Genomic DNA, 26,397 nt, shown 5'->3' on the forward strand with positions numbered 1-26,397 from the left:
GCCGCGGTCGCCGCCCTCCAGCCGGCCGACGGCCCGGACGGCGAGCACTCCGCCCGCCGCCGCTCGGCGCTGTGGCGCCTGCTGGGCGTCTGACCCCGGCCCGCGCCCGCTCTCCCGCCTCCTCACGCACCGCCTCCACGCGCTGCCCTCACGCACCGCCTTATCGACACCTGAAGGACCCTCCATGTCCAAGATCCTGACCACGGAGTCCGGCGCCCCGGTCGCCGACAACCAGAACTCGGCCTCGGCCGGCGAGTACGGCCCGCTGCTGATCCAGGACCAGCAGCTGCTGGAGAAGCTGGCCCGGTTCAACCGCGAGCGCATCCCGGAGCGCGTCGTGCACGCCCGCGGCTCCGGCGCGTACGGCTACTTCGAGGTCACCGACGAGGTGTCGAAGTACACCCGGGCGGCGTTCCTGTCCGAGGTCGGCAAGCGCACCGAGGTCTTCCTTCGGTTCTCCACCGTGGCCGGCAACCTGGGTGCCAACGACGCGGTGCGCGACCCGCGCGGCTTCGCGCTGAAGTTCTACACCGAGGAGGGCAACTACGACCTTGTCGGCAACAACACCCCGGTGTTCTTCATCAAGGACCCGATCAAGTTCCCCGACTTCATCCACTCGCAGAAGCGCGACCCGTACACCGGCGTGCAGGAAGCGGACAACGTCTGGGACTTCTGGGCCCACTCGCCGGCCTCGACCCACCAGATCACCTGGCTGTTCGGCGACCGCGGCATCCCCGCCTCCTACCGCCACATGAACGGCTACGGCTCGCACACCTACCAGTGGGTCAACGCCGAGGGCGAGGCCTACTGGGTGAAGTACCACTTCAAGACCAACCAGGGCATCCGCAGCCTGGACGGCGGCCAGGCCGCCGAGGTGGTCGGCGCCGACGCCGACTCCCACCAGCGCGACCTCCACCAGGCCATCGAGCGCGGGGTGTTCCCGTCCTGGACCCTCTACGTCCAGCTGATGCCGGTCGCCGAGGCCGCGGACTACCGCTTCAACCCCTTCGACCTCACCAAGGTGTGGCCGCACGCCGACTACCCGCTGGTCAAGGTCGGCCGCCTGGTGCTCAACCGGAACCCGGAGAACGTCTTCGCCGAGGTCGAGCAGTCCGCGTTCTCGCCGAACAACTTCGTGCCCGGCATCGGTCCCTCCCCGGACAAGATGCTCCAGGGCCGGCTGTTCGCCTACGCCGACGCCCAGCGCTACCGCCTCGGCGTCAACCACACCCTGCTGCCGGTGAACGCCCCGCGCGCCACCGAGGCCGGCAACTACGGCCGGGACGGGCTGATGGCCGTCAACAGCGCCGGCCGCGGCAAGAACTACGAGCCCAACTCGTACGACGGCCCGGTCCAGAGCGACAACGCGCTCGCCGCGCCGGTCAGGCTCGACGGCTACACCGGCACCTACACCACGCCGGCCCACACCAAGGACGACGACTTCTTCCAGGCCGGCGAGCTCTACCGGCTGATGTCGGAGGGCGAGCGCGCCCGTCTGATCCACAACATCGCGGGCTTCCTGTCGCAGGTCACCCGGGACGACGTGGTCGAGAAGAACCTCGCCCACTTCCACGCCGCCGACGAGGAGTACGGCGCCCGGCTGGAGGCCGCCGTCACCAAGCTCCGTGCGGGCGACGAGGGCTGACGCCCCGCGGACCTCCGCCCGCACCCCCTCGTACTCTCCGCACCCTCAGGGCCGCCGGGGCCCGCACCCCGGCGGTTCCACGACGGGCTCCTCCCCCTGGGCAGTGGGGGAGGAGCCCGTCCGCCGTTGCGGGGAGGCGCGTGCAGGAGAGGCGCGTTGCGGGGCCGACTCCGCGCCGACCCCGCCAGCCGACCTGCCGTTGCTCCACGGAATGTTCACGGATATTCACGGACAGCAGCCGACCGAGCCCCGGGGTGGATAGGCTGGACACCGCCCGCGGTCGCTCCGTGGGGGGACATCGGAAGGGGACGACATGTCGACACCAGCCCCGGGTCGTCACGCCGCGCTGGACCAGGGCCCGACGGGCCCGTTCACCTCCCTGCAGCACGCCCTCAGACTGCTGGAGGCCGTCGACCGGCACCCCGACGGCGCCACCCTGGTCGGCCTCGCGCGGGAGACCTCGCTGGGCCTGCCGACCGTCCGTCGGCTCGCGGAGATCCTCGAGATCGAGGGCTACCTCCAGTGCCAGGACGGCGGTTGGGTGCTCGGCGGCACCTTCGCCCTGCTCGGGCAGTACAACCGGGAACAGCTCGTCAAGGCCCGGCTGAACCGCAAACTCGCCGAACTCCGGGACGAGTTGGGCGCGGCGGTGTACTTCACCCGTTACCACGACGGGGAGTTGTCGGTCGAGGCGGTCTCGGCCGCCGACTACGCGCCCGCCGTGCAGGAGTGGGTGGACTTCCGCGCCACCGCGCACGCCAGCGCGATCGGCAAGTGCCTGCTCAGCCAGCTGGACGCGGACGGCCGGCGCGACCACCTCTCCCGGCACCCGGTCGCCCGGCTCACCTCCCGTACGGTCACCGACGCCGATCAGCTGATGCACCGGCTGGAGCGCCAGCCGGCCACGGTGCCGGTGCTGGACATCCAGGAGTACGCGCTCGGCACGGTCTGCGCGGCCGTCCCGATCACGGCGGGCAGCACGGTCGGCTGCCTGGCCACCTCGATGCCGGTGGACAACATCCACAAGCTGAAGGCCGCCGCCGAACTGCTGGCGGCCCGGGCGGCGCCGCTGATGCTGGCGATGGCGGTCTGAGCACCGCCCGCCCCTCGGGCCCCGTCGGACGTACTGTCCGGCGGGGCCCGCGCGTTTTCCGCGGGAGTGTTTCCGGGGGTGTTCCGCGGTGCACATCACTTATTAGACTCGATGTCGATAAGGGGCGCCGAACCCCTTGTCGGTACCGCTACCGGCGAGTACGTTTCGCAGAGTCGAGCCGCCGCCCCCAGGTCAGGAGGGCCTGCCATGCCCCGCTCCACCCCCGTCCCCGCCGTCGCCGCGCCCGCCGCGCGGGTGCACGAGAGCCTCGTCCTGGAGCCCCGGGACGTCCGCTTCGACTGGGCCCGGCTGCCGCTGCACTGGATCCCGGACGAGCCGATGGCCACCCACGTGATCAACGTGCTGCACCTGCTGCTGCCCGAGGGTGAGCGCTGGTTCGTCAAGGTGTTCAAGGAGGCACTGCCGCTCATCCGGGACGAGCAGCTGCGCGAGGAGGTGCTCGGCTTCATCGGGCAGGAGGCCATCCATGCCGAGGCCCACCAGGAGGTGCTCGACCACCTGCTCGGCCAGGGGCTCGACCCGCGCCCGTACGTCCGGCAGATCTCCTGGCTCTTCCAGCGCATCCTCGGCGACAAACCGGGCCTGACGCCGGCCCGGCAGCGGGAGAACGTCATCGAACGGGTCGCCTTCGTCGCGGCGATCGAACACTTCACCGCCTTCCTCGGCAACTGGGCGCTCAACTCCCCGGGCCTGGACCGGGCCGAGGCCGACCCGACGATGCTGGACCTGCTGCGCTGGCACGGCGCCGAGGAGGTCGAGCACCGCAGCGTCGCCTTCGACCTGATGGTCCACCTGGACCCGGGCTACCTGCGCCGGGTCCGCGGGATGGCGGTGTCCGGGCCGCTGCTGGTGCACCTCTGGGTGCGCGGCGCCCGCTTCCTGCTCGCCGCCGACCCGACCCTGGAGGGGCGGCTCAAGCCCACCTGGCGGGAGGCGGGCCGGATCGCCAAGCGCGGACTGCTGCCGGACCCGATCCGCTCCGTCCGCTCCGGGCTGCGCTACCTGCGACCGGGCTACCACCCGACCCAGGAGGGCTCCTCCAGCCAGGCGCTGGGCTACCTCGCCACCTCGCCGGCCGCCCGCGCCGCCGCCGGGCGCGGGTGACGGTCGCGAGCTGACGGCGGACGGCCGGCGGCTGACAGCGGACAGCTGACAGCTGACAGAGTTCAGCGAACAGATAACAGATAACAGACGACGTCATCTGTTCGCTGAACTCTGAACCTTGAACTCCCGTCACCCGTCACCCCCGTTCCGTCCGTCCCGTCCCGTCCCGTCAGTCATCAGCCGCCGACCACCGCCCGCCACCCGCCGCCCCCTTCCACCGCCAAGGACCCGCCCGGATGGACCTGCTCACCCCGCCCCCCGACCTCTACGGCCGCCCCCGCGTCGACGCCTTCATCCGCCGGCTCACCGCCTTCGGCGACCGCTACTCCCCGGCCCTCGGCAGCCCCCTGCTGCGCCGCAACCCCCGCCGCGCGCTCAGCCGCCCCACCCCGCCGTTGCAGCTGGTCGTCACCGACCGCCGCCAACTCGCCGCCGTCGTGATCGAGTTGAGCCTCGCCGACCCCTCCGGCAGCCCGCTGCCGCCCTGGCAGCCCGGCGCCCACCTGCGGCTCGCCCTGCCCTCCGGCCGCGAACGCCACTACTCGCTCAGTGGTGATCCTGCCGACCGTCACCGCTACCGGATCGCCGTCCGGCGACTGCCCGAGGGCGGCGGCGGATCGGTCGAGGTCCACGACACCCTGCACCCGGGCGCCCGCCTCACCGCCCGCCGCCCGCGCAACGGCTTCGCCTTCTGCGCCGAGCCCGCCGTCCTCCTCCTCGCCGGCGGCATCGGCATCACCCCGCTGCTCCCGATGGCCCGCGAGGCGCAGCGGCACGGCCTCGACTGGCGCCTGGTGCACGTCGGTCGCAGCGCCGACACCCTCCCGTACACGGACGAGCTGCGCGCCCTCGACCCGCACCGGGTCGTGCTGCGCACCGACGACGAGCACGGCGGCGTCCCCACCGGCGCCGAACTGCTCGCCCACGCCCCGCGCGGCGCCGCCGTCTACTGCTGCGGCCCGGCCCCGATGCTCGCCGCCGTGCAGCGGGCACTGGACGGATCCCCGGCCTGCGCACTGCACTTCGAGCGCTTCGGCGCCGCCCCGATCACCGGCGGCGCACCCTTCGCCGTCCGACTCGGCACCGGCGGCCCGACCCTGGACGTCCCCGCCGACCGCTCCGCCCTGGACGTGCTGCGCGAGGCCCGCCCGGACCTCCCGTACTCCTGCCACCAGGGCTTCTGCGGCACCTGCGAGGTCCGCCTCCTGGCCGGCACCCCCGAGCACCGGGACCGCCGCCTCACTCCCGAGCAGCGCGCCGCCGGCGCCCTGCTGCCCTGCGTCTCCCGCGCCGCCGAGGGGGAGACCCTCGTGCTCGACGTCTAGGGCCCGTCCTGCAGGTCGTTGCCGGCTCCTTGCCGGGGCCGCGGCGCGGGGGCACGCGCCTCGCCGGGTTGTCGTCGGTCGCCGATGGCCCCCGGCCTGGCGGCCGGGAGGTGCCCCCACCGCTTGGACTCCGCCCCCGGCCTCGGGCCGGGAGGTGCCCGCACCTCCGCCGTGCGATGCACGCACCCCCACGCCGCGGCCTCTCCGACAGAACCCACAAGACACGCCCTGGAAGGAGCCCCTCCGATGGGGAATGCGACCCCGACGTTCGCCTACACCGAGCGCGACCTCGCCCGCTTCCGCGAGACCCAGCAACTCGCCTACCACTGCGCCGAACAGGTCGCCGCCTGGATCGAACCGGGCGTCACCGAGCGGCAGGCCACCGCCGAGCTGCGCCGCCGTCTGGTGGCCGCCGGGGTGCAGGACTTCTTCCACGTCCCCTTCGCCTGGTTCGGCGACCGCACCGCATTCCGGCACTTCCACACCCCGCTGCAGTTCTTCGCCGGCAGCCGTCGGCTGGAGGAGGGCATGCCCTACGTGCTCGACTGCGCGCCGATCGTGGACGGCTACACCGCCGACATCGGCTACGGCGGCAAGATCGGCGAGAACCGGGTCTGGGACCGCCTGGCCGCCGACCTGAAGGTCTACCGTGAGCTGATCCTCGCCGAGGTGCGCGCCCGCAAGCCACTGAACGAGGTGTACGCGGCGGTGGACGCGCAGATCGCCGCGCACGGCTACGACAACCGGCACCAGGTCTACCCGGGCCGGGTGATCGGCCACCAGGTCACCCGCACCACCGTGCGCGGTCCGGCCGGGGTGAACGTCCTCGGCTTCGGTGTGCGCACCCTGCAGACCCTCGGCCGCGAGCTCATCTCCGAGCGCCTGCACGGGCGTTCGCCGCTGTGGGCGGACGGGCGGTCGTCCCGGCACGCGCCCACCCCGGGGCTGTGGGCGGTCGAACCACACATCGGATTCCGCGGTGTCGGCATCAAGTTCGAGGAACTGCTGGTGGTCACCGAGGACGACGCCTACTGGCTCGACGACGACCTCCCGCACGTCCGCCGCTGGACCACCGCCGACGATTCGGCCACCATCGAGCGGACCGACGCCGACCCGGCCGACGCCGACCCGGCCGACGCCGACCCGACCGACGGCGACCCGACCGACGCCGATCCGACCGCTCTGGAGGCCACCCGATGACGACCCCTCGCCCGTCCACGGCCGTCCGCCGCCGGACCGTCCACTCCGGCGGCCTGCCGCTCGCCGTCTTCGAGCAGGGCGACCCGCAGGCCCCCACCGTCCTCCTGGTGCACGGCTACCCGGACACCCACACCGTCTGGGACGACATCGCCGCCGACCTCGCCCGCGACCACCACGTGGTCCGCTACGACGTGCGCGGCGCCGGCGAGTCCGCCGCCCCGGCCCGCCGCGAGGACTACCGCCTGGAGCGCCTCGCCGACGACCTGTTCGCGGTGGCCGACGCCGTCAGCCCGGACCGCCCGGTGCACCTGCTGGCCCACGACTGGGGCTCGATCCAGTCGTGGGAGGCCGTCACCGTCCCCGGCGCCGAGCAGCGGATCGCCTCCTACACCACGCTGTCCGGCCCCAGCCTGGACCACATGGGCCACTGGCTGCGCCACCGGATGCGCCGTCCCACCCCGCGCCACCTCAAGCAGCTGCTCCACCAGGGCGCCCACTCCTGGTACATCACCGCCTTCCACCTGCCCTTCCTTGCCCCGGCGGTGTGGCGCCTGGGCCTGGCCCGGGCCTGGCCGCGGGTGCTGCGCGACCTGGAGCACGTCACCCCGCGGGCCGGCCACCCCCAGCCCACCCTGCGCCGGGACGCGGTCCGCGGCATCGAGCTGTACCGCGCCAACTTCCGCCCCACCCTGGGCAGTCCGCGCGAGCGGCCGACCGAGGTCCCGGTCCAGCTGATCACCCTGACCCGGGACCGCTACGTCGGCACCTACCTCTCCGAGGGCCTGGAGCGCTGGGTGCCCCGGTTGACCCGCCGCACGCTGCACGCCGGCCACTGGTCGGCGCTGCTGGAGAAGGGAGCCACCGTGGCCGCCATGGTCCGCGAGTTCACCGCCCGCGTCGATGCGGGCCGGCAGGCCCAACCCGCCGAAGGCGACGGCCGGTTGGTGGTCGTCACCGGCGGCGGCAGCGGCATCGGCCGGGCCACCGCGCTGGCCTTCGCCGAGGACGGCGCCCGGGTGGTGGTCTGCGACCTCGACCTCGCGGCCGCCGAGCGCACCGCCGAACTCGCCTCGCTGATCGGCCCGCGGGCGCACGCCTACCAGGTGGACGTCTCCGACGGCGCCGGGATGGACGCCTTCGCGCAGAGCGTCGCCGCCGAACACGGCGTGCCCGACGTGATGGTCAACAACGCCGGCATCGGCCACTCCGGGACGTTCCTGCAGACCACTGAGAAGGAGTGGCAGCGGGTCCTGGACGTCAACCTCTGGGGCGTGATCCACGGTTGCCGCGCCTTCGGCACCCTGATGGCCGACCGCGGCCAGGGCGGCCACATCGTCAACGTCTCCTCGGCCGCCGCCTACCTGCCCGCCAAGGCGCTCACGGCCTACGCGACCAGCAAGGCCGCCGTCTTCATGCTCTCCGACTGCCTGCGCGCCGAGTTCGTCGGCCACGGCATCGGCGTCTCCACGATCTGCCCGGGCATCGTCAACACCAACATCACCCGCACCTCCACCTTCTCCGCGACCACCGCCGACGAGCAGTCCGCCAAGCAGGCCCGCGCCGCCCGGCTCTACGCCCGCCGCGGCTTCCCGCCGGAGAAGGTCGCCACCGCCATCGTCACGGCCGTCCGCACCGGCAGGCCCGTCGTCCCGGTCACCCCCGAGGCCAAGGCCGCCCGCTTCCTCTCCCGTCTCAGCCCCGGCCTGCTACGCCTCGCCGCCCGCCTCAACGTCACTTGATCGGGTGGATGTCACCTGATCGGCTCCAACGGGCCTGCGATATCAACTACCATCGATTTTGATATCGCAGGCCTGTGCATCTTTCGGGAGGTCGCCATGACCCGCACCGTGATAGACGTCAACGACGAACTGTTGGCCGAAGCTGCCGAGATCTTCGGCACCTCGACCAAGGTTGCCACCGTCAATGCCGCCCTTGAGGACGCGGTGAAGCGTCGTAAGGGCAAGGAGCTTCTTGCGTGGCTTGCGGATGGCGGGCTACCTGACCTGACCGGGCCGGTGGAAAAGGGTGACTGAGCGCTTCCTCATCGACAAGTCCGCTTTCGCTCGGTACCCCAAGCCCGTGATCGCGGATGTCATCGACAGATTGTTCAGTCAAGGGCGCCTCGCTATCTGCGGTGCGGTCGAGCTGGAGATCATGTACAGCGCCCGGTCCAAGGCGGACGCCGACCGAATCCGAGACGGCCTGCGCGGCTTCGGCTGGTTGTCCACCCCCGACGAAGTCTGGGACCGCGCCGTCGAAGTGCAAGCCCTCCTGACAGTCGCCGGCAACTGGCGCGCGCTGTCCGTGGCGGACCTCGTGATCGCCGCCACCGCCGAACGCCATGGCGCCACGGTCCTTCATTACAACGGCGACTACGACATGATCGCCGCCGTCACCGGACAGCCGACCGAGTGGGTCGTCCCGCAGGGGACGGCCGACTGATCGCTCCGGCGGGTCTGTGAGAGCATCACGGCCCATGGAGATGACAACCGCGCTGTGGTCCTTCGCCCTTGTCGTCGGGCTGCTCACGCTCACGCCCGGGCTCGACACCGCGTTGATCCTGCGGACCTCCGCGATGGGGCGGCGGCGGCAGGCCTGGGGGGTGGTGCTGGGGATCCAGACCGGCACGCTGATCTGGGGGACGCTGACCTCGGCGGGGGTGACGGCGCTGCTGACCGCCTCGCAGGTGGCGTACGAGGTCCTGCGCTGGGCCGGCGCCGCCTACCTGGTGTGGATGGGCGTCGGGATGCTGCGCAACCGAGGAGGAGCGGCGGCGGCCGAGGGGGAGCCGGCCGAGGGCGGCTTCGGGCACGGCTGGCGGCGCGGCACCCTCACCAACCTGCTGAACCCCAAGGTCGGGGTGTTCTACGTGGCCATGCTGCCGCAGTTCATCCCGGCCGGGGCCCCGCACTTCGCCGCCGGGGTGGCGCTCACCTGTGTGCACGTGGTGGAGGGGGTGCTGTGGTCGACCGTCCTGGTGGGGTTCGCCCGGGTGCTGCGCGAGTGGCTGCGCCGGCCGGCCGCCCGGCGCCTGATGGACCGGGTGACCGGTGCGGTGGTGGTGGGCTTCGGCCTGAAGCTGGCGCTGGCCGACTGAGGCGTGAACGCGGACCGGGCGGCTACTGGCCGATCCGCTTGAGGCCCTCCAGGAGCTCGTCGGCGTTCATGCAGGGGTACAGGTCGACGTCGGCGTCCAGCTGCAGCCAGAAGGGTTCCACGATGGACGGGATCGAGGCCTCGTCCGCGATGTCGACGACGAGCACCATCGCGCGCCGCCCGTGGCGGCTGAGGAAGTAGGCTGCCTCCGGCTTGAGTTGGGCCAGCGTCTGCTGGATCCCCGGGCCGATGGTGCCGTCGGTGATCAGTTTGTTCGAGGCCGCGGTGTCGAGTTCGACCTCCAGCAGGGCACGCATGATCCCTGCTCCTTCCCCGGGCTCGGGGCGAGTCCGCACCTCCAGCCTCCCGCCGCCCCGGTGGCCACGCAACGTGACACCGGGCGGGCTCCGCCCCGGCTGATCCGCCCCGGGACCGGGCGGGGTGGGTCAGCCGGCGTGGGTCAGGCGGCGTGGGTCCGCGGTGCCGCCTCCGGTGCCTGCGGGGGCGTCGCGGTGTCGTGGTGGATCGGCCCGTCCCCGGCGCTCAGCGGCAGGCAACTACCGCCGCGCCGGTGGGCGATGATCTCGGCGGCGACGGAGACGGCCGTCTCCTCGGGGGTGCGGGAGCCGAGGTCGAGGCCGATGGGGGAGCGCAGCCGGGCGAGTTCGGTGTCGGTGAGCCCGGCCTCGCGCAGTTTGGCCTGCCGGTCGCGGTGGGTGCGCCGGGAGCCCATCGCGCCGACGTAGCCGACCGGCAGCCGCAGGGCGCGTTCGAGCAGTGGGACGTCGAACTTGGCGTCGTGGGTGAGCACGCACAGCACGGTGCGGCCGTCGATCCGGCCGAGCTGGGAGTCCAGGTAGCGGTGCGGCCAGTCGACCACGACCTCGTCGGCATCGGGGAAGCGCCGGGTGGTGGCGAAGACGGGCCGGGCGTCGCAGACGGTGACGTGGTAGCCGAGGAACTTGCCGATCCGCACCACGGCGGCGGCGAAGTCGATCGCGCCGAAGACCAGCATCCGGGGCGCGGGCACGTAGGACTCGACGAAGCAGGTGACGGTGCCCTGTTCCTGTTCGTCGCAGGGCCGTCCGTCCAGGCCGAGTACGATCCGCCCGGTGCGGCCGGCGTCGAGCATGGCCCGGGCCTCCGCGCCGAGGGCGCGTTCGAGCGCGCCGACGGTGGACGGCCCGACCGAGAGCGCCCCGTGCTGCTCGGTGGCGGTGACGGCGAGGGTGGCCCCGAGCAGTCCGGCGGGGCCCTCGATCACCCGGGCGAGGGCGACGGGCGTCCCGTCGGCGATGCGGGCGAGGCCGGCGTCCATCCCGGGGTCGGCCCCGGGCACGACCGGCTGGACGAACACGTCGAGGATCCCGCCGCAGGTCAGCCCGACGGCGAAGGCGTCCTCGTCGCTGTAGCCGAAGCGTTCCAGCACCGGTTCGCCGGATTCCAGGGCGGCCCGGCAGAGCTCGTACACGGCGCCTTCGACGCACCCGCCGGAGACGCTGCCGACGGCCTCCCCGGCCGCGTCGACGGCCAGGGCCGCGCCGGGGTCGCGCGGGGCGCTGCCGGAGACGCCGACGACGGTGGCCACGGCGAAGGAGCGCCCGGACGCGTGCCAGGCCCGCAACTGCTCGGCGATGTCCTGCATGTCGGAGGCTCCTTACACGTTTCGACAGTAGCGGGAGACGCCGCCGTACGGGAAACGATCCCGTACGGCGGCGGTTGTGATCAAAGGCCCGGGGTCATGACGCCCGGTGCCCGCGAGTACTGGGTGCCCGTGAGTGCTCGGTGCCCGCGAGCGCCCAGTGCACCCCGACCGCTCAGTGCACGCCGAGCCAGGACTTGATCGGGCTGAGCGCGAAGTACACGACGAACACGGCGGTGAGGATCCACATCAGCACCCCGGGCTCGCGCCACTTGCCCTGGCCGGCCTTGATCACCGAGTAGGAGATGATGCCGGCGGCGACGCCCGCGGTGATGCTGTAGGTGAACGGCATCAGCACGCAGGTCAGGAAGGCCGGGATGGCGACCTCGCGGTCGGACCAGTCGATGTGCCGGGCCTGGCTCATCATCATCGAGCCGATCACCACCAGGGCGGCGGAGGCGACCTCGACCGGCACGATGCCGGCCAGTGGAGAGAAGAACAGCATCAGCGCGAAGAGCCCGCCGGTGACCGCGGAGGCGAGGCCGGTGCGGGCGCCGTCGCCGACGCCGGTCGCGGACTCGACGAACACGGTCTGCCCGGAGGCGCCCGCCAGGCCGCCGACCGCGCCGCCGGCGCCGTCGATGAACAGGGCCTTGGACAGGCCTGGCATCCGGCCCTGCTTGTCGGCGAGCCCGGCCTCGGTGCCGACGCCGATGATGGTGGCCATCGCGTCGAAGAAGCCGGCCAGCACCAGGGTGAACACCGCGACGGAGGCGCTGATCGCGCCCAGGCCCTTGCCGCCGAAGGCGCCGAACAGGTCGACGTGGCCGAAGAGGCTGAAGTCGGGGGCGGCGACGGGGCTGCCGGGCCAGACCGGGACGGAGTTCGCCCAGGCCTTGGCCGGTACGTGGGCCAGCTTGTTGACGACGATGGCGACCACGGTGCCGCCGGCGATGCCGATCAGGATCGCGCCGCGCACGCCGCGCGCCATCAGCACGAAGATCGTGAGCAGGGTGAGGCAGAAGATCAGGACCGGCCAGCCGGAGAGTTCGCCGAAGGGGCCGAGGGACAGCGGGGTGGGGCCGCCGGTGTGCATGAAGCCGGCCTTGTAGAGGCCGATGATCGTGACGAACAGGCCGATGCCGATGGTGATCGCGTGCTTGAGCGGCAGGGGGATGCCGTTCATGATCTTCTCGCGCAGTCCGGAGACCACTAGCAGCACGATCAGCAGGCCGTAGATCACGCACAGTCCCATGGCCTGCGGCCAGGTGGTGTGCGGTACGACGAGCGCGGAGACCGCGCCGGAGACCGAGAGCCCGGCGGCCAGGGCCAGCGGCACGTTGCCGACCACGCCCATCAGGATGGTGGTGACGGCTGCCGCGAGGGCGGTGGCGGTGGTCAGCGCGGCGTGGTCGAGCTTGACGCCGGTGACGTCCGCGCCGCTGAGGATCAGCGGGTTGAGCAGGATGATGTACGCCATCGCCATGAAGGTGGTGAGGCCACCGCGCAGTTCGTTGGCGAGGGTCGAGCCGCGGGCCGAGATCTTGAAGTACGCGTCGAGCGCGCCCTTCGGCCCTGGCGCCGGGGGCGAGGGGTGGGTCTCGTCCTCGGTGGGTCTGTCTGCTTCGGTGGTGCCGGGCTCCGTGGGGATCCTGGTCATGTCCACTCCCAAGTGTCAAAGGGGGTTGGGGTGGGCGAGCCGACCTGACTGCCAGTCAACGACGTTGGCGCAGGGGGACTGAATCGACTCACTGGGGGCGCTCGTTAGGGGGAGCGCCCGTGGTGCGGGTGGTGCAGGTGTGGGTGGTGCGCACCACTGCGCAACCCCGGCGTGGGCGCGGGCAGCGGGTGTCTCCGGGGCGGCGGGGAAGACTCGGCGCCGCCCCGGAGAGGTGTGGACTCCCGGGATCAGCCGGGCTGTTCGGTGGTCAGGTGCTCCGGCCGGACCGGGATCCGGTTGAGCGCCAGACCGGTGGCGTTGCGGATCGCGGCCACGATCGAGGGGGTCGCCGACACGGTCGGCGCCTCGCCGACGCCGCGCAGCCCGTACGGGGCGTGCGGGTCGGGCAGTTCGAGGACGTCCACCGGGATCGGCGGGGTGTCCAGGATGGTGGGGATCAGGTAGTCGGTGAAGGAGGCGTTGCGCACCTTGCCGTCCCGGACGATGATCTCCTCCATCACCGCGAGCCCGAGCGCCTGGGTGCAGCCGCCCTGGATCTGGCCGACCACGGAGAGCGGGTTGAGCGCCTTGCCGACGTCCTGGACGGCGGTGAGCTCGACCACCTTGACCAGGCCCAGCTCGACGTCCACGTCCACCACCGCGCGGTTGGCGCAGAAGGTGTACTGGACGTGGCCGAAGCCCTGGCCGGTCTCCTTGTCGAAGGCCTGGGTGGGCCGGTGGTGGTGCTCGCGGGTGAGGTCGATCGCCTCGTCACCGAGCAGGTCCACCATGGGGACGAGCACACCGGCGCTCTCCGAGACGACCTTGCCGCCGGCCAGCGTGATGTCCTTGTGGGTCCAGCCGTAGCGGCGCCTGCCCTTCTCGATCAGCTCCCGCGCGACGGCCTCGGCGGCCAGCTTCACCGCGCCGCCGGTCATGTACGTCTGGCGCGAGGCGGAGGTCGAACCGGCCGATCCCACCTCGGTGTTGGCGGGGTGGATGGTGACCTGCTCGACACCCAGCTCGGTGCGGGCGATCTGGGCGTGCACGGTGACGCCGCCCTGGCCGACCTCGGCCATCGCGGTGTGCACCATGGCGACGGGCTCGCCGCCGATCACCTCCAGCCGCACCCGGGCGGTGGAGTAGTCGTCGAAGCCCTCGGAGAAGCCGACGTTCTTGATGCCGACCGAGTAGCCGACCCCGCGCACGATGCCCTCGCCGTGCGAGGTGTTGGAGAGCGCGCCGGGCAGCGCGCGCACGTCCAGGTGCTCGGTGTCCAGCGGCGGGGGCAGCGGCATGTCCTTGGCCCGCTGGAGCAGTTCGGCCACCGGCGCGGGGGAGTCGATCTGCTGGCCGGTGGGCATGAAGTCGCCCTCCGACATCGCGTTCAGCTGCCGCAGCTCCACCGGGTCCATGCCGAGGGCGGCGGCCAGCTTGTCCATCTGGGTCTCGTAGCCGAACGCCGCCTGGACGGCGCCGAAGCCGCGCATCGCCCCGCAGGACGGGTTGTTGCTGTAGAGCGCGATGGCGTGCATCTTCACGTTCGGGATCACGTACGGGCCGTGCCCGAGCGAGGCCGCGTTGCCGACCACGGCGGGGGAGGCGGAGGCGTAGGCGCCGCCGTCCAGCACGATCCGGCAGTCGGCGAAGACCAGCTTGCCGTCCCGGGTGGCGCCGTGCTCGTAGTGCATCCGCGCCGGGTGGCGGTGGACGTGGCCGTAGAAGGACTCGTCCCGGGAGTACACGATCTTGACCGGCTTGCCGGTGCGCTGGGCCAGCAGACAGGCGTGGATCTGCATCGAGATGTCCTCGCGGCCGCCGAAGGCGCCGCCGACGCCGGCCAGGGTGAGCCGGACCTTCTCCTCGGGCAGGTCCAGCACCGGGGCCATCTGCTCGCGGTCCACGTGCAGCCACTGGGTGGCGATGTAGAGGTCGATGCCGCCGTCCTCGGCGGGCACGGCCAGGCCGGACTCGGGGCCGAGGAAGGCCTGGTCCTGCATGCCGACCTCGTAGTCGCCGCTGACGATGACGTCCGCCAGCGCCCGCACCTCGTCGTTCACGCCGAGGCCGGAGACCAGCTTCTGCTCGTGGCAGATGTTGCCGTACGCGTGGGACTTGTACTCGTGCGGCTCGTGCACGTAGCCGTGGGTCTCCGGGTCGAGGCACTGCTCCTCGGTGACGATCGGGGTGAGCACCTCGTACTCGACCTTGATCTTCTTCACCGCGCGGCGGGCCGTCTCCGGGTGGTCGGCGGCGACCAGGGCGATCGCCTCGCCGTGGTAGCGGATCTTGTCGATCGCCAGGGCGGGCTGGTCCTGGATCTCCAGGCCGTAGTACTTGGCGCCGGGGATGTCCTCGTGGGTCAGTACCGCGTAGACGCCGGGCACCTTGAGCGCCTCGGAGATGTCCACGCTCAGGATGTCGGCCCGGGGGTGCGGCGAGCGCAGCGCCATGCCCCAGAGCATGTCCTCGTGCCACATGTCGGAGGAGTAGGCGAACTCGCCCCTGACCTTCAGGTTTCCGTCCGGGCGCAGCGGCGAGCCGCCGATGCCGTCCTTGGAGGCCTGGTTGATGTTCTGCAGGTTCTTCTGGCCCTGGATGGTCCTGGTGCTCATGCGGCCACCTCGCTGCGTTCGGCGGGCGCTTCGCCCGACGCGCACCCCTTGATGCTCCGTTCGCTTCGCTCGCTCACTTCGAACCCTCCCCGGCGCACTTGCGGGCGGAGGCGAGCCGCACCGCGTCCATGATCTTCTCGTAGCCGGTGCAGCGGCACAGGTTGCCCGACAGCGCCTCGCGGATGTCGTTGTCGCTCGGCTGGGAGTCCTGCTCCAGCAGGGCGTCGGTCTGCACCAGCAGCCCCGGGGTGCAGAAGCCGCACTGGACGGCCCCGGCGTCGATGAACGCCTGCTGGACCAGGCCCAGTTCGCCGTCCTCCTCGGCCAGGCCCTCGACCGTGCGTACCTCGCGGTCCTGCACCTGTCCGGCCGCGACCAGGCAGGAGCAGACCGGCACGCCGTCCAGGTAGACGGTGCACGAGCCGCACTCGCCCTGCTCGCAGGCGTTCTTCGAACCGGGCAGGCCGACGCGCTCGCGCAGCACGTAGAGCAGGCTCTCGCCCTCCCACACGTCGTCGGCCTCGACGGGCTTGCCGTTGGCGGTGAACGTGACCCTCATGCCGCGCTCCTGATCTGCTTGCTGTAGTCGTTCCAACACCAGGTGAGGGTGCGGCGGGCCATCACGGCGAGCGAGTGGCGCCGGTAGTCCGCGGTGCCCCGGACGTCGTCGATGGGGGAGGCCGCGGCCTTCACCAGCTCGCCGAAGCGCTGGATCACCTCGGTGCCCAGCAGGTCGCCGGACTCCCAGAGCCCGCGCTCGGCGAGCACCCCCTGGAGGTACTCCTCGGCCTCGACGGCGCGGCGCGGCGTGGGGGCAGCCGAACCGATCCCGGTGCCGACGGTTCCGTTCCTGGGATGCAGCGCGAAGCCGAACGCGCACACCGCGATCACCATCGCGTTGCGGGTGCCGATCTTCGAGAACTGCTGCGGGCCGTCCGCGACCGGGATGTGTACCGCGCGGATCAGCTCGTCCGCCTCCAGGCTGTTGCGCTTCACGCCGACGTAGAACTCGTCGATCGGGATCAGCCGGGTGCCGCGCACCGAGGCCGCCTCGACGAACACGTCCCGCCCGGCCGCCAGCAGCGCGGGGTGCGCGTCACCGGCCGGGGAGGCGCCGCCCAGGTTGCCGCCGACGCCGCCGCGGTTGCGGATCTGCGGTGAGCCGACGGTGTGGGCCGCCAGCGCGAGCCCGGGCAGCGGCCCGGACAGCTCCGCGATGATCCGGGCGTACGGGACGGAGGCGCCGAGCCGGACGACGCTGCCGTCGTTCGTCCATTCGGTGAGCTCGGTGACGCGGTTCAGGTCGAGAATCGCGGATGGCCGGTGCACGTCGAAGTTCAGCTCGACCATGACGTCCGTGCCGCCCGCGATGGGCAGCGCGGTCGGGTACTCAGCCTTCGCCGCGAGAGCCTCGTCCCAGGTGGCGGGCCGAAGGAACTCCATGCGGGTTTCTCCTCAAGTCTTCGCCGACCGGGTGTCCGGCGGCGTGTCGCCCAGTGAACTCCTGTGACCGGGGCCACTGGCAGTCACCGATGGCATGAAGCCCCGGCTGTGCGCCCGCCCGGCATCCTGTACGTTCCTCTAAGCAGGAGAATCCCGCAGTCCAGGTCTCCGCCGGGTGCTACCTACGACCGTAATCCGGCCGTGACGCACGGTCCACGGGCCCGTGATCCGACCGCCCGTTGGTACGTAACACCGAGCACGGATGTTCGGGCACACTGTCACCCCCGGGCGGCGCGCCCGGCCACCCCCACCCCCTCGATCCGCCCCCCGGCCCCGCTCCAGCCCCCCGTTCGAACCCCCTGTTCCAGCCCCCCGTTAGGAGTCCGCGGATGCGTGTCCGTGACCTGCTCGCCCCCGGCGCCCCCCGACTGCGCCTGCTCGCGGCCGAGGAGGAGCTGGACCGGCAGGTCAGCGGTGTGATGACCACGGACCTGCACGACCCCGGCCGCTACCTGCACGGCGGCGAGCTGGTGCTCACCGGGATGCTCTGGCGGAGCGCTCCGGCCGACTCCGAGCGCTTCGTGCGGACCATCGCGGCCGGCGGCGCCGTCGCCCTGGCGGCCGGCGAGGCCGAGGTCGGCCCGGTGCCCGAGGACCTGGTCGAGGCCTGCCGCCGGCACCGGATGCCGCTGCTGGCCGTCCCCGACGACATCGCCTTCGGCACCGTCACCGAGTTCATCGGCCGGCAGGTCTCCGCCGACCGCGCCGCCGACCTCGCCGCCCTGGTCGACCGGCACCGGCTGCTGGTCTCGGCGGCCGGCGGCGGCGGGCTGGACGCCGTGCTGGACCTGCTCGGCGGCGACCTCGACCTGGACTGCTGGGTGCTCACCCCGACCGGCGGGGTGATCGCCGGCCCGGCCGACCGGCTCACCGCCGAGGACCGCGACCAGCTGGTCCGCGCCCACCTCGCCGCCCAGCGCCAGCGCCGCCGCCCCCCGCACCGGGCCCGACTGGCCGGCGGCGCCTACTCGCTGCTGCCCGCCGCGGCCTCCGCCGAGGACGAGGCCCCGCAGGTCGGCTCTGCGCTGGCCGACTGGGTGCTCGCGGTGGCCGGCGACGTCACCGAGTGGACCACCAAGCGCCAGCAGCTCGCCGAGAACCTGGCCCGGCTGGTCGCCGCCGAGCGCCAGCGCCGGGACGAGGGCCGCCGGCTGCGCCGCCGACTGGCCGACGAACTGCTCGCCCTGCTGCGCCGCGACGCCGACCCGGCCGAGATCAGCCGCACCCTGTACGCCTCCTCGGCGATGGCCGCCCGCTACGAGAACCCCGAGCCCAAGTCCCCGGCGCAGGAAGCCTCCTGGCTGGTGCTCAGCGCCGAGGGCACCGGCCTGCCGGACGGCATGGTGCGCTCCGTCCTGGAGGAGGCGCTCGGCGGCACCACCGACCGCGCCCTGGTCGCCGGGGCGGGCCACGGCGCCGTGGTGGTGCTGCCCGCGCTGGACAGCCCGGTGCCCGCCGACACCCTGCGCGAGCTGCTCGCCCCCCTGGAGGCCGGGCTCGGCTCGGAGGGCCGGATCACCCTCGGCGTCTCCGCCCCCGCCTCGGAGGCCGGCGGCCTGCGCGGCGCCCTGGAGGAGGCCCGGCACGCCCGCCGGATCGCCGCCGCCCGCGTCGGCCGGGTCTGCGTGGCCGGCCCCGAGGAGCTGGCCTCGCACGTGCTGCTGCTGGCCGCCGTCCCGGACGAGGTCCGCCGGGCCTTCCGCAGCCGGCTGCTGGACAAGGTGATCGCGTACGACATCGAGCACCAGGCGGACCTGGTCCGCACCCTGGAGGCCTTCCTGCGCTCGGACGGCTCCTGGACCCGCTGCGCCGGGCAGCTGCACGTCCACGTCAACACCCTGCGGTACCGGATCGGCCGGATCGAGGAGCTGACCGGGCGGGACCTCTCCCGGCTGGAGGACCGGGTGGACTTCTATCTGGCGCTGGAACTGGCCTGATCGTTTCCTGGCAGTTCCGCTCGGGTCTGCTCAGGCCCGTTCAGGTCCGCTCGGTTCCGGTCGCCTTCCAGCGGTCTCCCAGGAATCGGCCCTTCCTGACACCGACGCCGGAGCCGGCCGGGAACGGTCGGGAACGGTCGGGAACGGTCGGGAACGGCCGAGGGCCCGCCGCGAAGACTCGCGGCGGGCCCTCGGCCGTGACGGCCGGTCACTGCACCGGGATGATCCCGGTCAGCCACTCGAAGGCGCTGGGCACCATCCGCTTCCACATGTCGGTGGTGTGCGGGCCGGTGCTCTCCTCGACCTGGACCTTGGTCGGCTCCTTGGCCGCGGCGGCGATCGCCTGGCCGTCCTCGTAGCCGTCCCCCTTGGCGCCGCTGACCAGCAGGGCGACCTTCGGCGGCTGCTGGGCGGACTTGAGGATGTTGACCGGGTTGTTCGCCTCGCGCAGCTTCGGGTCCTTGCCGACCAGCGAGTCGCCCTCGGTCGCCGGGTCGTTGTAGCCGGACATGGCGATGGCGGCGCGGTAGCGGTTGGGGTGGGCCAGCGACAGCTTGGCCGCGCAGTGGGCGCCGGCCGAGTAGCCGGCGATCGCCCAGCGGTCCGAGGACGGATCGGCGCGGAAGTTGTCCAGCACCATCTGCGGGACGTCGCGGGTGATCCAGGCATCCGCGTTGATCTTGCCGGAGATGTCGGTGCAGCCCGCGTCCTGGTGGTTGCCCAGCAGCAGGGTGCGCGGCGAGACCAGGATGAACGGCGCGACCTTGCCCTGCTGCATCAGCGGCTTGAGCTGCTCGGAGACCTTGAGGGTGCCGTACCAGGTGGAGGAGGAGCCCGGGTAGCCGGGGATCAGCTCGACCACGGGGAACTTCTTGTCCTTGAACGCCGGGTCGTTGTACTGCGGCGGCAGCCAGACCAGCACCTCGCCGTCGACGCCGGACACCTGGCCCTTGAGCTCGGTCTTCTGGACGTCGCCGGGCACCGCCGGGTCGTTCACGCCGCCGAACTTCTGCAGCGCCTTCGGCGGCTGCTTGGCGGCGTCGGACTGGCCGTCCTTGCCGTTGCCCGCCGGGTTCTCCGGAGCCACCGAGGGCACCGCGCGGACGTGGTCACCGGTGCCGAGCAGGTCGTCCCAGTTGCCGTAGATCAGGTTCGCGTTGTTGACCATCACGAAGACCATCAGCACGGCGGTGACCTGGCAGAACATGATCATGACGATCCGGGACAGGGTACGCACCGGCTGGGGGCCGCGCACCTTCCCCCAGAACAGCAGCGCCACCGTGATGGACACCGGCACCAGGATGACGGTGAGGATAAGGAATGGCGTACCTGTCAGTTCCATCAAGTTCTCGTATCCGGGTCGCTCGCCGCTCGGGCCCCACTCGCCCGAACGCACGTCAATGGCATCAGACGGCAGCGAACCGATGATCGGTTGCCGTCCGAATCTGTGCGGAACCTGAGAGGAACATCACGTTTCCGAGGTGTTCCAGCTTCGGGTCGGCGCCTAGTCTGTCACCCGGACGGCGGTGCTCCGGACCAGATGCCCAGCGAACTTCCAGGAAGGTCCCCCGCGGCACCTTACCTCCCGGGCCGTTCGCACCACCGGGCGAGGCGGTGCGATCCCGCACCGCCGGGCCAGAGAGACTAGGGGGATGAGCACAACCCGCTTTCGCCCGTCCCGCCGCTTCTGGCCCGTGTGCGCCGTCCTGGCCCTCGCGGTCACCGCGGCCGGTTGCAGCAGTACCGGAGGCAGACGCGCCGAGGAGGCCCGCGCCAAGGCCGCGGCCACCGGCGGCAGCGCCGTCACCACCCCGCGCTGGAAGGTCGCCATGGTGACCCACGCCGGAGCCGGCGACGCTTTCTGGGACAGCGTGCGCAAGGGCGCCGAGCAGGCCGCCGCCAAGGACAACATCACCTTCCTGTACTCCAACGACGCGCAGACCCAGAACCAGGTCCAGCTCGTCCAGGCCGCCATCGACCAGAAGGTCGACGGCCTGCTGGTCACCCTCGCCAAGGGCGACGCGATGGCCGACGTCCTCGGCAAGGCCAAGGCGGCCGGCATCCCCGTGATCACGATCAACTCCGGTCAGGAGTTCTCCGCCAAGTTCGGCGCGCTCACCCACATCGGCCAGGACGAGTCCTCGGCCGGCCAGGCGGCCGGTACGGAGCTGGCCTCGCGCGGCCGCAAGAACGTGCTGTGCGTGATCCACGAGCAGGGCAACGTCGGCCAGGAGGAGCGCTGCTCGGGCGCCCAGTCCAAGGCCGGCGGCGGCTTCCAGACGCTCTACGTCAACGGCGTCGACATGCCCGACGCCCGGGCGGCGATCTCCGCCAAGCTCCAGGCCGACCCCTCCATCGACACCGTGCTCACCCTCTCCGGGCCGATGGCCGCCACCGGACTGCAGGCCGTCCAGGACGCCCACCGCGGCGTGGAGCTGGACACCTTCGACCTCGGCCCGCAGGTGGTGGCCGGCCTCAAGTCCGGCAGCGTCGGCTTCGCCGTCGACCAGCAGCCCTACCTCCAGGGCTACGAGGGCGTCGACCTGCTGTGGCTGTACAAGTCCAACCTGGACATGCTCGGCGGCGGCAAGCCCGTCGCGACCGGCCCGCAGATCCTGACCAAGGACAACGCCGACGCGCTCGCCGAGTACGTGGCGAGGGGGACCAGGTGACCAGCCCCACCACCTCCGACCTGCTCGTCCAGGACCGCCCGACCACCCTGCGGCGGATCCTCGCCCGGCCCGAGCTCGGCTCGCTGATCGCCGCCGTCGCGGTGTTCGCGGTGTTCGCGGCCGTCGCCGAACCCTTCCTGAGGGTCTCCTCGCTGGGCACCGTGCTCTACGCGGCGTCCACCATCGGGATCATGGCCGTGCCGGTCTCGCTGCTGATGATCGGCGGCGAGTTCGACCTGTCGGCCGGCGTGCTGGTCACCACCGCCGCGCTGACCTCCTCGATGGTCTCGTACCAGTTCACCGCGGTCACCTGGGTCGGCGTCCTGGTCTCGCTGGCCACCACGCTGGCGATCGGCGGGTTCAACGGCTGGATGCTCGGTCGCACCAGGCTGCCCAGCTTCATCGTCACCCTGGGCACCTTCCTGATGCTGACCGGCGCCAACCTGGGCGTCACCAAGGCGATCTCCGGGACGGTCTCCACCAAGTCCATCGCGGACATGCAGGGCTACGAGACCTGCCGGTGGCTGTTCGCCTCCGAGCTGACCATCGGCGGACTGGCGATCAAGGCCACCGTCTGGTGGTGGCTCGGCCTGCTGGTGATCGGCAGCTGGGTGCTGCTGCGCACCCGCTTCGGCAACTGGATCTTCGCCGTCGGCGGCGACGCGGCCGCCGCCCGCGCCGTCGGCGTGCCGGTCGCCCGCACCAAGACGGTGCTCTACCTGGGCGTCGGCTTCGGTGCCTGGGTGCTCGGGCAGCACCTGCTGTTCTCCTTCGACACCGTCCAGTCCGGCGAGGGCGTCGGCAACGAGCTGATCTACATCGTCGCGGCCGTGATCGGCGGCTGCCTGATCACCGGCGGCTACGGTTCGGTGGCCGGCTCCGCGCTCGGCGCGCTGATCTTCGGCATGGCCAGCAAGGGCATCATCTACGCCCAGTGGAACCCGGACTGGTTCAAGTTCTTCCTCGGCGCGATGCTGCTGCTGGCCGCGCTGCTCAACGCCTACGTCAAGCGCCGGGCGGAACGGGGGCCGCGATGACCTCTTCAGAACTCCTCTCCCTGGAAGGCGTCGGCAAGACCTACGGGACGGTCCGGGCCCTGCAGGACGTCTCCCTGACCCTGCGGACCGGCGAGATCAGCTGCGTGCTCGGCGACAACGGCGCCGGCAAGTCCACCCTGATCAAGATCATCGCCGGGCTGCACCAGCACGACGAGGGCACCTACACCGTGGGCGGCGAAGAGGTCCGGCTCGACTCCCCGCGCCAGGCCCTGGACCGAGGCATCGCCACCGTCTACCAGGACCTCGCCGTCGTCCCGCTGATGCCGGTGTGGCGCAACTTCTTCCTCGGCTCCGAACAGGGCATGCGCCGCTGGGGCGGCCTGCGGCTGGACGCCGACGGCATGCGCGCCACCACCCGCGAGGCGCTCGCCAACATGGGCATCGACCTGTACGACGTCGACCGGCCGATCGGCACCCTCTCCGGCGGGCAGCGCCAGTGCGTGGCCATCGCCCGGGCCGTGCACTTCGGCGCCAAGGTGCTCATCCTGGACGAGCCGACCGCGGCGCTCGGCGTCAAGCAGTCCGGGGTGGTGCTCAAGTACGTCACGGCGGCCCGCGACGCCGGGCTCGGGGTCGTGCTGATCACCCACAACCCGCACCACGCCTACCTGGTCGGCGACCACTTCACCCTGCTGAAGCGGGGGCGGATGGCCGGCAGCCACCCGCGTGACGCGATCAGCCTCGAACAGCTCACCACCGAGATGGCCGGCGGCTCCGACCTCGCCGAGCTCTCGCACGAGCTGGCCCGTCCGAACACCACCCTCTCCCGTGAGGAGCGTCCGCAGCCGTGACCAGCCCCCAAGGCAGCACTCGGCCGGCCGTCCTGCCCACCCTGCTCGGCCTCGGCCCGCGGGCCGAGCGCCGGCGCCGCGCCCTGCCCGCGGGGATACTGCGGCTGCCCACCATCGGCGTCGACATCGGCGGCACCAAGGTGGTCGCGGGGGTCGTCGACGGCGAGGGCAAGGTGCTGGAGAAGCTGCGCACCGACACCCCGCACAAGAGCAGGAGCGCCCGGGTCGTCGAGGACGTGATCGTCGAGCTGGTGCTCGAGCTCGCCGACCGGCACGACGTCCACGCGGTCGGCATCGGCGCGGCCGGCTGGGTCGACGCCGAGCGCTCCCGGGTGCTCTTTGCCCCCCACCTCAACTGGCGCAACGAGCCGCTCCAGCAGGCGCTCAGCGAGCGGCTGCGCTTCCCGGTGATCGTCGAGAACGACGCCAACGCGGCGGCCTGGGCCGAGTGGCGCTTCGGTGCCGGGCGCGGTGAGGACCACATGGTGATGCTCACCCTGGGCACCGGCATCGGCGGCGCGGTCGTCCGGGACGGCTACGTCGACCGCGGCAAGTACGGCCTGGCGGGCGAGTTCGGGCACATGCAGGTGGTGCCCGGCGGCCACCGCTGCCCGTGCGGCAACCGCGGCTGCTGGGAGCAGTACTCCTCCGGCAACGCGCTGGTGCGCGACGCCCGGGAGCTGGTCGCCGAGGAGTCCCCGGTGGTGCAGCCCCTGCTCGCCCGGGCCGGCGGCACGGTCGAGGGCATCACCGGGCCGCTGGTCACCGAGGCCGCCCAGGACGGCGACCCGACCGCGACCGAACTGCTCTACGAGGTCGGCACCTGGCTCGGCGTCGGCATCGCCAACCTGGCGGCGGCGCTGGACCCGGGGCGCTTCGTCATCGGCGGCGGTGTCTCGGAGGCCGGCGACCTGCTGATCGGGCCGGCCCGGGACACCTTCCGCCGCACCCTGACCGGCCGCGGCTTCCGGCCCGAGGCCACCATCGTCCATGCCGCCCTCGGCAACGAGGCCGGGCTGGTCGGGGCGGCGGACCTGGCGCGGCAGGTGGCGCGGCGGTTCCGCACCATCAAGCGGCGGCGGGTGGAGCGCAGCGCGCTGTAGCGGTCGGGTCGGCATGGGTGACAGCTGACAACTTTCAGCAAACAGATGATGTTTTCTGTTCGCTGAAAGTTGTCAGCTGTTTTCTGTTCGCGGCCCTCCTCCCCTCCCCTCCCCTCCCCTCCTGCATCAATCACGTCAACTACCCATGGGTAGTGGCATGGTGTGGTTGTCGGATCATCCCTCCTGTGGAACAACTGATGAGTTGACGTCACATCAGGAGGACCTGGATGAGGGCTCTGACCCGTCTCGCACCATCACTGCTGCTCGCCACCGCACTGGTCTGGGCCACCACCGGACCCGCCGGCGCCGCGGCGCCGCCGCCGAAGGTGCCGGAGGCGGTGGGGTGGGGCGGCGCGGTGGCATCCGTGGACGCCGACGCCACCGCCGCCGGGATCGAGGTGCTGCGCAAGGGCGGCAACGCGGTGGACGCGGCCGTGGCCGCCGCCGCGGCGCTCGGGGTGACCGAGCCCTACTCCTCCGGGATCGGCGGCGGCGGGTACTTCGTCTACTACGACCACGCCACCGGCCGGGTGCACACCATCGACGGCCGCGAGACGGCCGGTCACACCGCCGACAGCGGGCTGTTCCTGGAGGACGGCAAGCCGCTCGCCTTCGCCGACGCGGTCACCAGCGGACTGTCCGTCGGCGTCCCCGGCACCCCCGCCACCTGGGACTCCGCGCTGCGCCAGTGGGGCACCCGTTCGCTCGCGCAGAACCTCGAACCCGCCGAGCGGATCGCCGAGAACGGCTTCGTCGTCGACGGCACCTTCCGCGGTCAGACCTCCGACAACTACAGCCGGTTCAAGGACTTCCCGGCCACCGCCAAGATCTACCTGCCCGGCGGAAAGCTCCCCGAGGTCGGCTCCGTGCTGCGCAACCCCGACCTCGCCGCGACCTACAAGCTGCTCGCCAAGGACGGCGTGAAGGCCTTCTACCAGGGCGAGTTGGCCGCGGACATCGTCAACACCCTGCAGCACCCGCCAGTTGACCCGGCCGCCGGCCGCAACGCCCGTCCAGGGAAGGTCGACACCGCCGACCTGGCCGCCTACCGGGTCCGCGACCAGGCGCCCACCCACGTCGCCTACCGCGACTACGACGTCTACTCGATGGCCCCCTCCAGCTCCGGCGGCACCACCGTCGGCGAGGCGCTGCACATCCTCGAGGACGGCGACCTCTCCGCCGACAGCGGCACCCAGTACTACCACCACTTCCTGGAGGCCTCGCGGATCGCCTTCGCCGACCGCAACCGCTGGGTCGGCGACCCGGCCTTCGTCGACGTCCCGACCAAGCAGCTGCTCTCCGAGCGCTACGCCGCCTCCCGGGCCTGCCTGATCAGCCCCGACCACGCGCTCACCAGCCCGCTCGCTCCCGGCGACCCGCGCCACCCGGCCGACTGCGCCGACACCGGCCAGGCCGTCCCCGAGCCGTACGAGGGCCCCAACACCACCCATCTGACGGTGGCGGACCGCTGGGGCAACATCGTCTCGTACACCCTCACCATCGAGCAGACCGGCGGCAGCGGCATCACCGTCCCCGGCCGGGGCTTCCTGCTCAACAACGAGCTGACCGACTTCGACTTCACCCCGCTCGCCGCCGGCGTCCCCGACCCCAACCTGCCCGGCCCGGGCAAGCGGCCGCGCTCCTCGATGTCCCCGACCATCGTGCTGCGCGACGGCGAGCCGCTGCTGGCCACCGGCAGCCCCGGCGGCGCGACCATCATCACCACCACCCTGCAGGTGCTGCTCGGGCGCCTCGACCGGGGGCTGAGCCTGGAGCAGGCCATCGCCGCGCCCCGGGCCAGCCAGCGCAACAGCGCCGCCACCCAGGCCGAGCCCGGCTTCCTGGCACTGCCGGAGCGGGCCGCGCTGGAAGCCCTCGGGCAGCGGTTCACCGACGGCGGCGAGATCGGCGCCGCGACCGGCGTGGAACGGC

22 protein-coding genes are annotated in these 26,397 nt (G+C 72.2%); 15 read left to right on the top strand and 7 right to left on the bottom strand.

Features of this window, described 5'->3' with window-relative positions:
- The first annotated feature begins 184 nt into the window (after positions 1-184).
- From BG452_RS04300 to BG452_RS04340, 9 genes are all read left to right on the top strand, one after another.
- A complete protein-coding gene (locus BG452_RS04300) occupies positions 185-1,645 on the top strand; it encodes a catalase (protein WP_188302799.1) in 1,461 nt (486 codons plus the stop codon).
- Positions 1,646-1,958: 313 nt separating this feature from the next.
- Positions 1,959-2,738 carry an IclR family transcriptional regulator gene (locus BG452_RS04305; RefSeq protein ID WP_188302800.1) on the top strand — a complete coding sequence of 260 codons (780 nt, stop codon included), beginning with the start codon at positions 1,959-1,961 and terminating at the stop codon, positions 2,736-2,738.
- Between the two features lie 207 nt (positions 2,739-2,945).
- Positions 2,946-3,863, top strand: coding sequence for a metal-dependent hydrolase (locus tag BG452_RS04310; protein ID WP_188302801.1), 918 nt, complete (start codon positions 2,946-2,948; stop codon positions 3,861-3,863).
- A gap of 236 nt (positions 3,864-4,099) precedes the next feature.
- Positions 4,100-5,188 (top strand): PDR/VanB family oxidoreductase, encoded by a 1,089-nt coding sequence (locus BG452_RS04315; RefSeq protein WP_188302802.1) that lies wholly within the window; start codon positions 4,100-4,102, stop codon positions 5,186-5,188.
- 246 nt (positions 5,189-5,434) lie between these two features.
- Positions 5,435-6,388 (top strand): M24 family metallopeptidase, encoded by a 954-nt coding sequence (locus BG452_RS04320; protein ID WP_188302803.1) that lies wholly within the window; start codon positions 5,435-5,437, stop codon positions 6,386-6,388.
- The gene (locus BG452_RS04325; protein ID WP_188302804.1) at positions 6,385-8,127 is read left to right on the top strand and encodes an SDR family oxidoreductase; all 1,743 of its coding nucleotides are present in this window, start codon (positions 6,385-6,387) and stop codon (positions 8,125-8,127) included. The genes BG452_RS04320 and BG452_RS04325 overlap by 4 nt, the downstream gene beginning before the upstream one ends.
- 96 nt (positions 8,128-8,223) lie before the next feature.
- On the top strand, positions 8,224-8,421 hold the full coding sequence (locus BG452_RS04330; RefSeq protein ID WP_188302805.1) for a type II toxin-antitoxin system VapB family antitoxin: 198 nt from the start codon (positions 8,224-8,226) through the stop codon (positions 8,419-8,421).
- The gene (locus tag BG452_RS04335; RefSeq protein WP_188302806.1) at positions 8,414-8,830 is read left to right on the top strand and encodes a PIN domain nuclease; all 417 of its coding nucleotides are present in this window, start codon (positions 8,414-8,416) and stop codon (positions 8,828-8,830) included. Before BG452_RS04330 ends, BG452_RS04335 begins: the two co-directional genes overlap by 8 nt.
- 34 nt (positions 8,831-8,864) lie before the next feature.
- Positions 8,865-9,485: a LysE family translocator gene (locus tag BG452_RS04340; protein WP_188302807.1), complete on the top strand. Its 621-nt coding sequence runs from the start codon at positions 8,865-8,867 to the stop codon at positions 9,483-9,485.
- A 22-nt stretch (positions 9,486-9,507) separates the two neighbouring features.
- On the opposite strand, the gene BG452_RS04345 is transcribed toward BG452_RS04340, so the two are convergent.
- The 6 genes from BG452_RS04345 to BG452_RS04370 form a co-directional block, all read right to left on the bottom strand.
- Positions 9,508-9,801, bottom strand: a complete 294-nt coding sequence (locus BG452_RS04345) for a hypothetical protein (protein WP_188302808.1) — start codon at positions 9,799-9,801, stop codon at positions 9,508-9,510.
- A gap of 143 nt (positions 9,802-9,944) precedes the next feature.
- Complete coding sequence (locus BG452_RS04350) at positions 9,945-11,129, bottom strand: XdhC family protein (RefSeq protein ID WP_188302809.1); 1,185 nt, start codon at positions 11,127-11,129, stop codon at positions 9,945-9,947.
- A gap of 172 nt (positions 11,130-11,301) precedes the next feature.
- Positions 11,302-12,786 carry an NCS2 family permease gene (locus tag BG452_RS04355; RefSeq protein ID WP_188302810.1) on the bottom strand — a complete coding sequence of 495 codons (1,485 nt, stop codon included), beginning with the start codon at positions 12,784-12,786 and terminating at the stop codon, positions 11,302-11,304.
- A gap of 248 nt (positions 12,787-13,034) precedes the next feature.
- On the bottom strand, positions 13,035-15,401 hold the full coding sequence (gene pucD / locus BG452_RS04360; protein ID WP_188302811.1) for a xanthine dehydrogenase subunit D: 2,367 nt from the start codon (positions 15,399-15,401) through the stop codon (positions 13,035-13,037).
- Between the two features lie 73 nt (positions 15,402-15,474).
- The gene (locus BG452_RS04365) at positions 15,475-15,960 is read right to left on the bottom strand and encodes a (2Fe-2S)-binding protein (RefSeq protein ID WP_188302812.1); all 486 of its coding nucleotides are present in this window, start codon (positions 15,958-15,960) and stop codon (positions 15,475-15,477) included.
- Positions 15,957-16,844 (bottom strand): FAD binding domain-containing protein, encoded by an 888-nt coding sequence (locus BG452_RS04370; RefSeq protein ID WP_188302813.1) that lies wholly within the window; start codon positions 16,842-16,844, stop codon positions 15,957-15,959. The genes BG452_RS04365 and BG452_RS04370 overlap by 4 nt, the downstream gene beginning before the upstream one ends.
- 389 nt (positions 16,845-17,233) lie before the next feature.
- On the opposite strand from BG452_RS04370, the gene BG452_RS04375 reads away from it, so the two are divergent.
- Positions 17,234-18,841 carry a PucR family transcriptional regulator gene (locus BG452_RS04375; protein WP_188302814.1) on the top strand — a complete coding sequence of 536 codons (1,608 nt, stop codon included), beginning with the start codon at positions 17,234-17,236 and terminating at the stop codon, positions 18,839-18,841.
- 208 nt (positions 18,842-19,049) lie between these two features.
- Here the strand turns inward: BG452_RS04375 and BG452_RS04380 are convergent, their stop codons facing one another.
- Positions 19,050-20,132, bottom strand: coding sequence for an alpha/beta hydrolase (locus BG452_RS04380; protein ID WP_317620899.1), 1,083 nt, complete (start codon positions 20,130-20,132; stop codon positions 19,050-19,052).
- Between the two features lie 361 nt (positions 20,133-20,493).
- Between BG452_RS04380 and BG452_RS04385 the strand changes: the two genes are divergently transcribed.
- The 5 genes from BG452_RS04385 to ggt form a co-directional block, all read left to right on the top strand.
- Positions 20,494-21,513 (top strand): sugar ABC transporter substrate-binding protein, encoded by a 1,020-nt coding sequence (locus BG452_RS04385; RefSeq protein WP_188302816.1) that lies wholly within the window; start codon positions 20,494-20,496, stop codon positions 21,511-21,513.
- Positions 21,510-22,550, top strand: a complete 1,041-nt coding sequence (locus tag BG452_RS04390) for an ABC transporter permease (RefSeq protein WP_188302817.1) — start codon at positions 21,510-21,512, stop codon at positions 22,548-22,550. The genes BG452_RS04385 and BG452_RS04390 overlap by 4 nt, the downstream gene beginning before the upstream one ends.
- The gene (locus tag BG452_RS04395) at positions 22,547-23,362 is read left to right on the top strand and encodes an ATP-binding cassette domain-containing protein (protein WP_188302818.1); all 816 of its coding nucleotides are present in this window, start codon (positions 22,547-22,549) and stop codon (positions 23,360-23,362) included. Before BG452_RS04390 ends, BG452_RS04395 begins: the two co-directional genes overlap by 4 nt.
- Positions 23,359-24,465 carry an ROK family glucokinase gene (locus BG452_RS04400; RefSeq protein WP_411292878.1) on the top strand — a complete coding sequence of 369 codons (1,107 nt, stop codon included), beginning with the start codon at positions 23,359-23,361 and terminating at the stop codon, positions 24,463-24,465. Before BG452_RS04395 ends, BG452_RS04400 begins: the two co-directional genes overlap by 4 nt.
- Positions 24,466-24,692: 227 nt before the next feature.
- Positions 24,693-26,397, top strand: a 1,705-nt coding sequence (gene ggt / locus BG452_RS04405) for a gamma-glutamyltransferase (RefSeq protein WP_188302819.1), incomplete at its 3' end; no start/stop codon positions are given.

It is taken from the genome of Streptomyces sp. CBMA123 (genome assembly GCF_014596465.1).
In the GTDB taxonomy this organism is placed as follows: Bacteria; Actinomycetota; Actinomycetes; order Streptomycetales; family Streptomycetaceae; genus Kitasatospora.

What these genes read in the sequence shown, in the direction of transcription:
- BG452_RS04300 (WP_188302799.1), top strand. Translation starts at nt 185, where the DNA reads ATGTCCAAGATCCTGACCACGGAGTCCGGCGCCCCGGTCGCCGACAAC.
- BG452_RS04305 (WP_188302800.1), top strand. Translation starts at nt 1,959, where the DNA reads ATGTCGACACCAGCCCCGGGTCGTCACGCCGCGCTGGACCAGGGCCCG.
- BG452_RS04310 (WP_188302801.1), top strand. Translation starts at nt 2,946, where the DNA reads ATGCCCCGCTCCACCCCCGTCCCCGCCGTCGCCGCGCCCGCCGCGCGG.
- BG452_RS04315 (WP_188302802.1), top strand. Translation starts at nt 4,100, where the DNA reads ATGGACCTGCTCACCCCGCCCCCCGACCTCTACGGCCGCCCCCGCGTC.
- BG452_RS04320 (WP_188302803.1), top strand. Translation starts at nt 5,435, where the DNA reads ATGGGGAATGCGACCCCGACGTTCGCCTACACCGAGCGCGACCTCGCC.
- BG452_RS04325 (WP_188302804.1), top strand. Translation starts at nt 6,385, where the DNA reads ATGACGACCCCTCGCCCGTCCACGGCCGTCCGCCGCCGGACCGTCCAC.
- BG452_RS04330 (WP_188302805.1), top strand. Translation starts at nt 8,224, where the DNA reads ATGACCCGCACCGTGATAGACGTCAACGACGAACTGTTGGCCGAAGCT.
- BG452_RS04340 (WP_188302807.1), top strand. Translation starts at nt 8,865, where the DNA reads ATGGAGATGACAACCGCGCTGTGGTCCTTCGCCCTTGTCGTCGGGCTG.
- BG452_RS04345 (WP_188302808.1), bottom strand. Translation starts at nt 9,801, where the DNA reads ATGCGTGCCCTGCTGGAGGTCGAACTCGACACCGCGGCCTCGAACAAA.
- BG452_RS04350 (WP_188302809.1), bottom strand. Translation starts at nt 11,129, where the DNA reads ATGCAGGACATCGCCGAGCAGTTGCGGGCCTGGCACGCGTCCGGGCGC.
- BG452_RS04355 (WP_188302810.1), bottom strand. Translation starts at nt 12,786, where the DNA reads ATGACCAGGATCCCCACGGAGCCCGGCACCACCGAAGCAGACAGACCC.
- pucD (WP_188302811.1), bottom strand. Translation starts at nt 15,401, where the DNA reads ATGAGCACCAGGACCATCCAGGGCCAGAAGAACCTGCAGAACATCAAC.
- BG452_RS04365 (WP_188302812.1), bottom strand. Translation starts at nt 15,960, where the DNA reads ATGAGGGTCACGTTCACCGCCAACGGCAAGCCCGTCGAGGCCGACGAC.
- BG452_RS04370 (WP_188302813.1), bottom strand. Translation starts at nt 16,844, where the DNA reads ATGGAGTTCCTTCGGCCCGCCACCTGGGACGAGGCTCTCGCGGCGAAG.
- BG452_RS04375 (WP_188302814.1), top strand. Translation starts at nt 17,234, where the DNA reads ATGCGTGTCCGTGACCTGCTCGCCCCCGGCGCCCCCCGACTGCGCCTG.
- BG452_RS04385 (WP_188302816.1), top strand. Translation starts at nt 20,494, where the DNA reads ATGAGCACAACCCGCTTTCGCCCGTCCCGCCGCTTCTGGCCCGTGTGC.
- BG452_RS04395 (WP_188302818.1), top strand. Translation starts at nt 22,547, where the DNA reads ATGACCTCTTCAGAACTCCTCTCCCTGGAAGGCGTCGGCAAGACCTAC.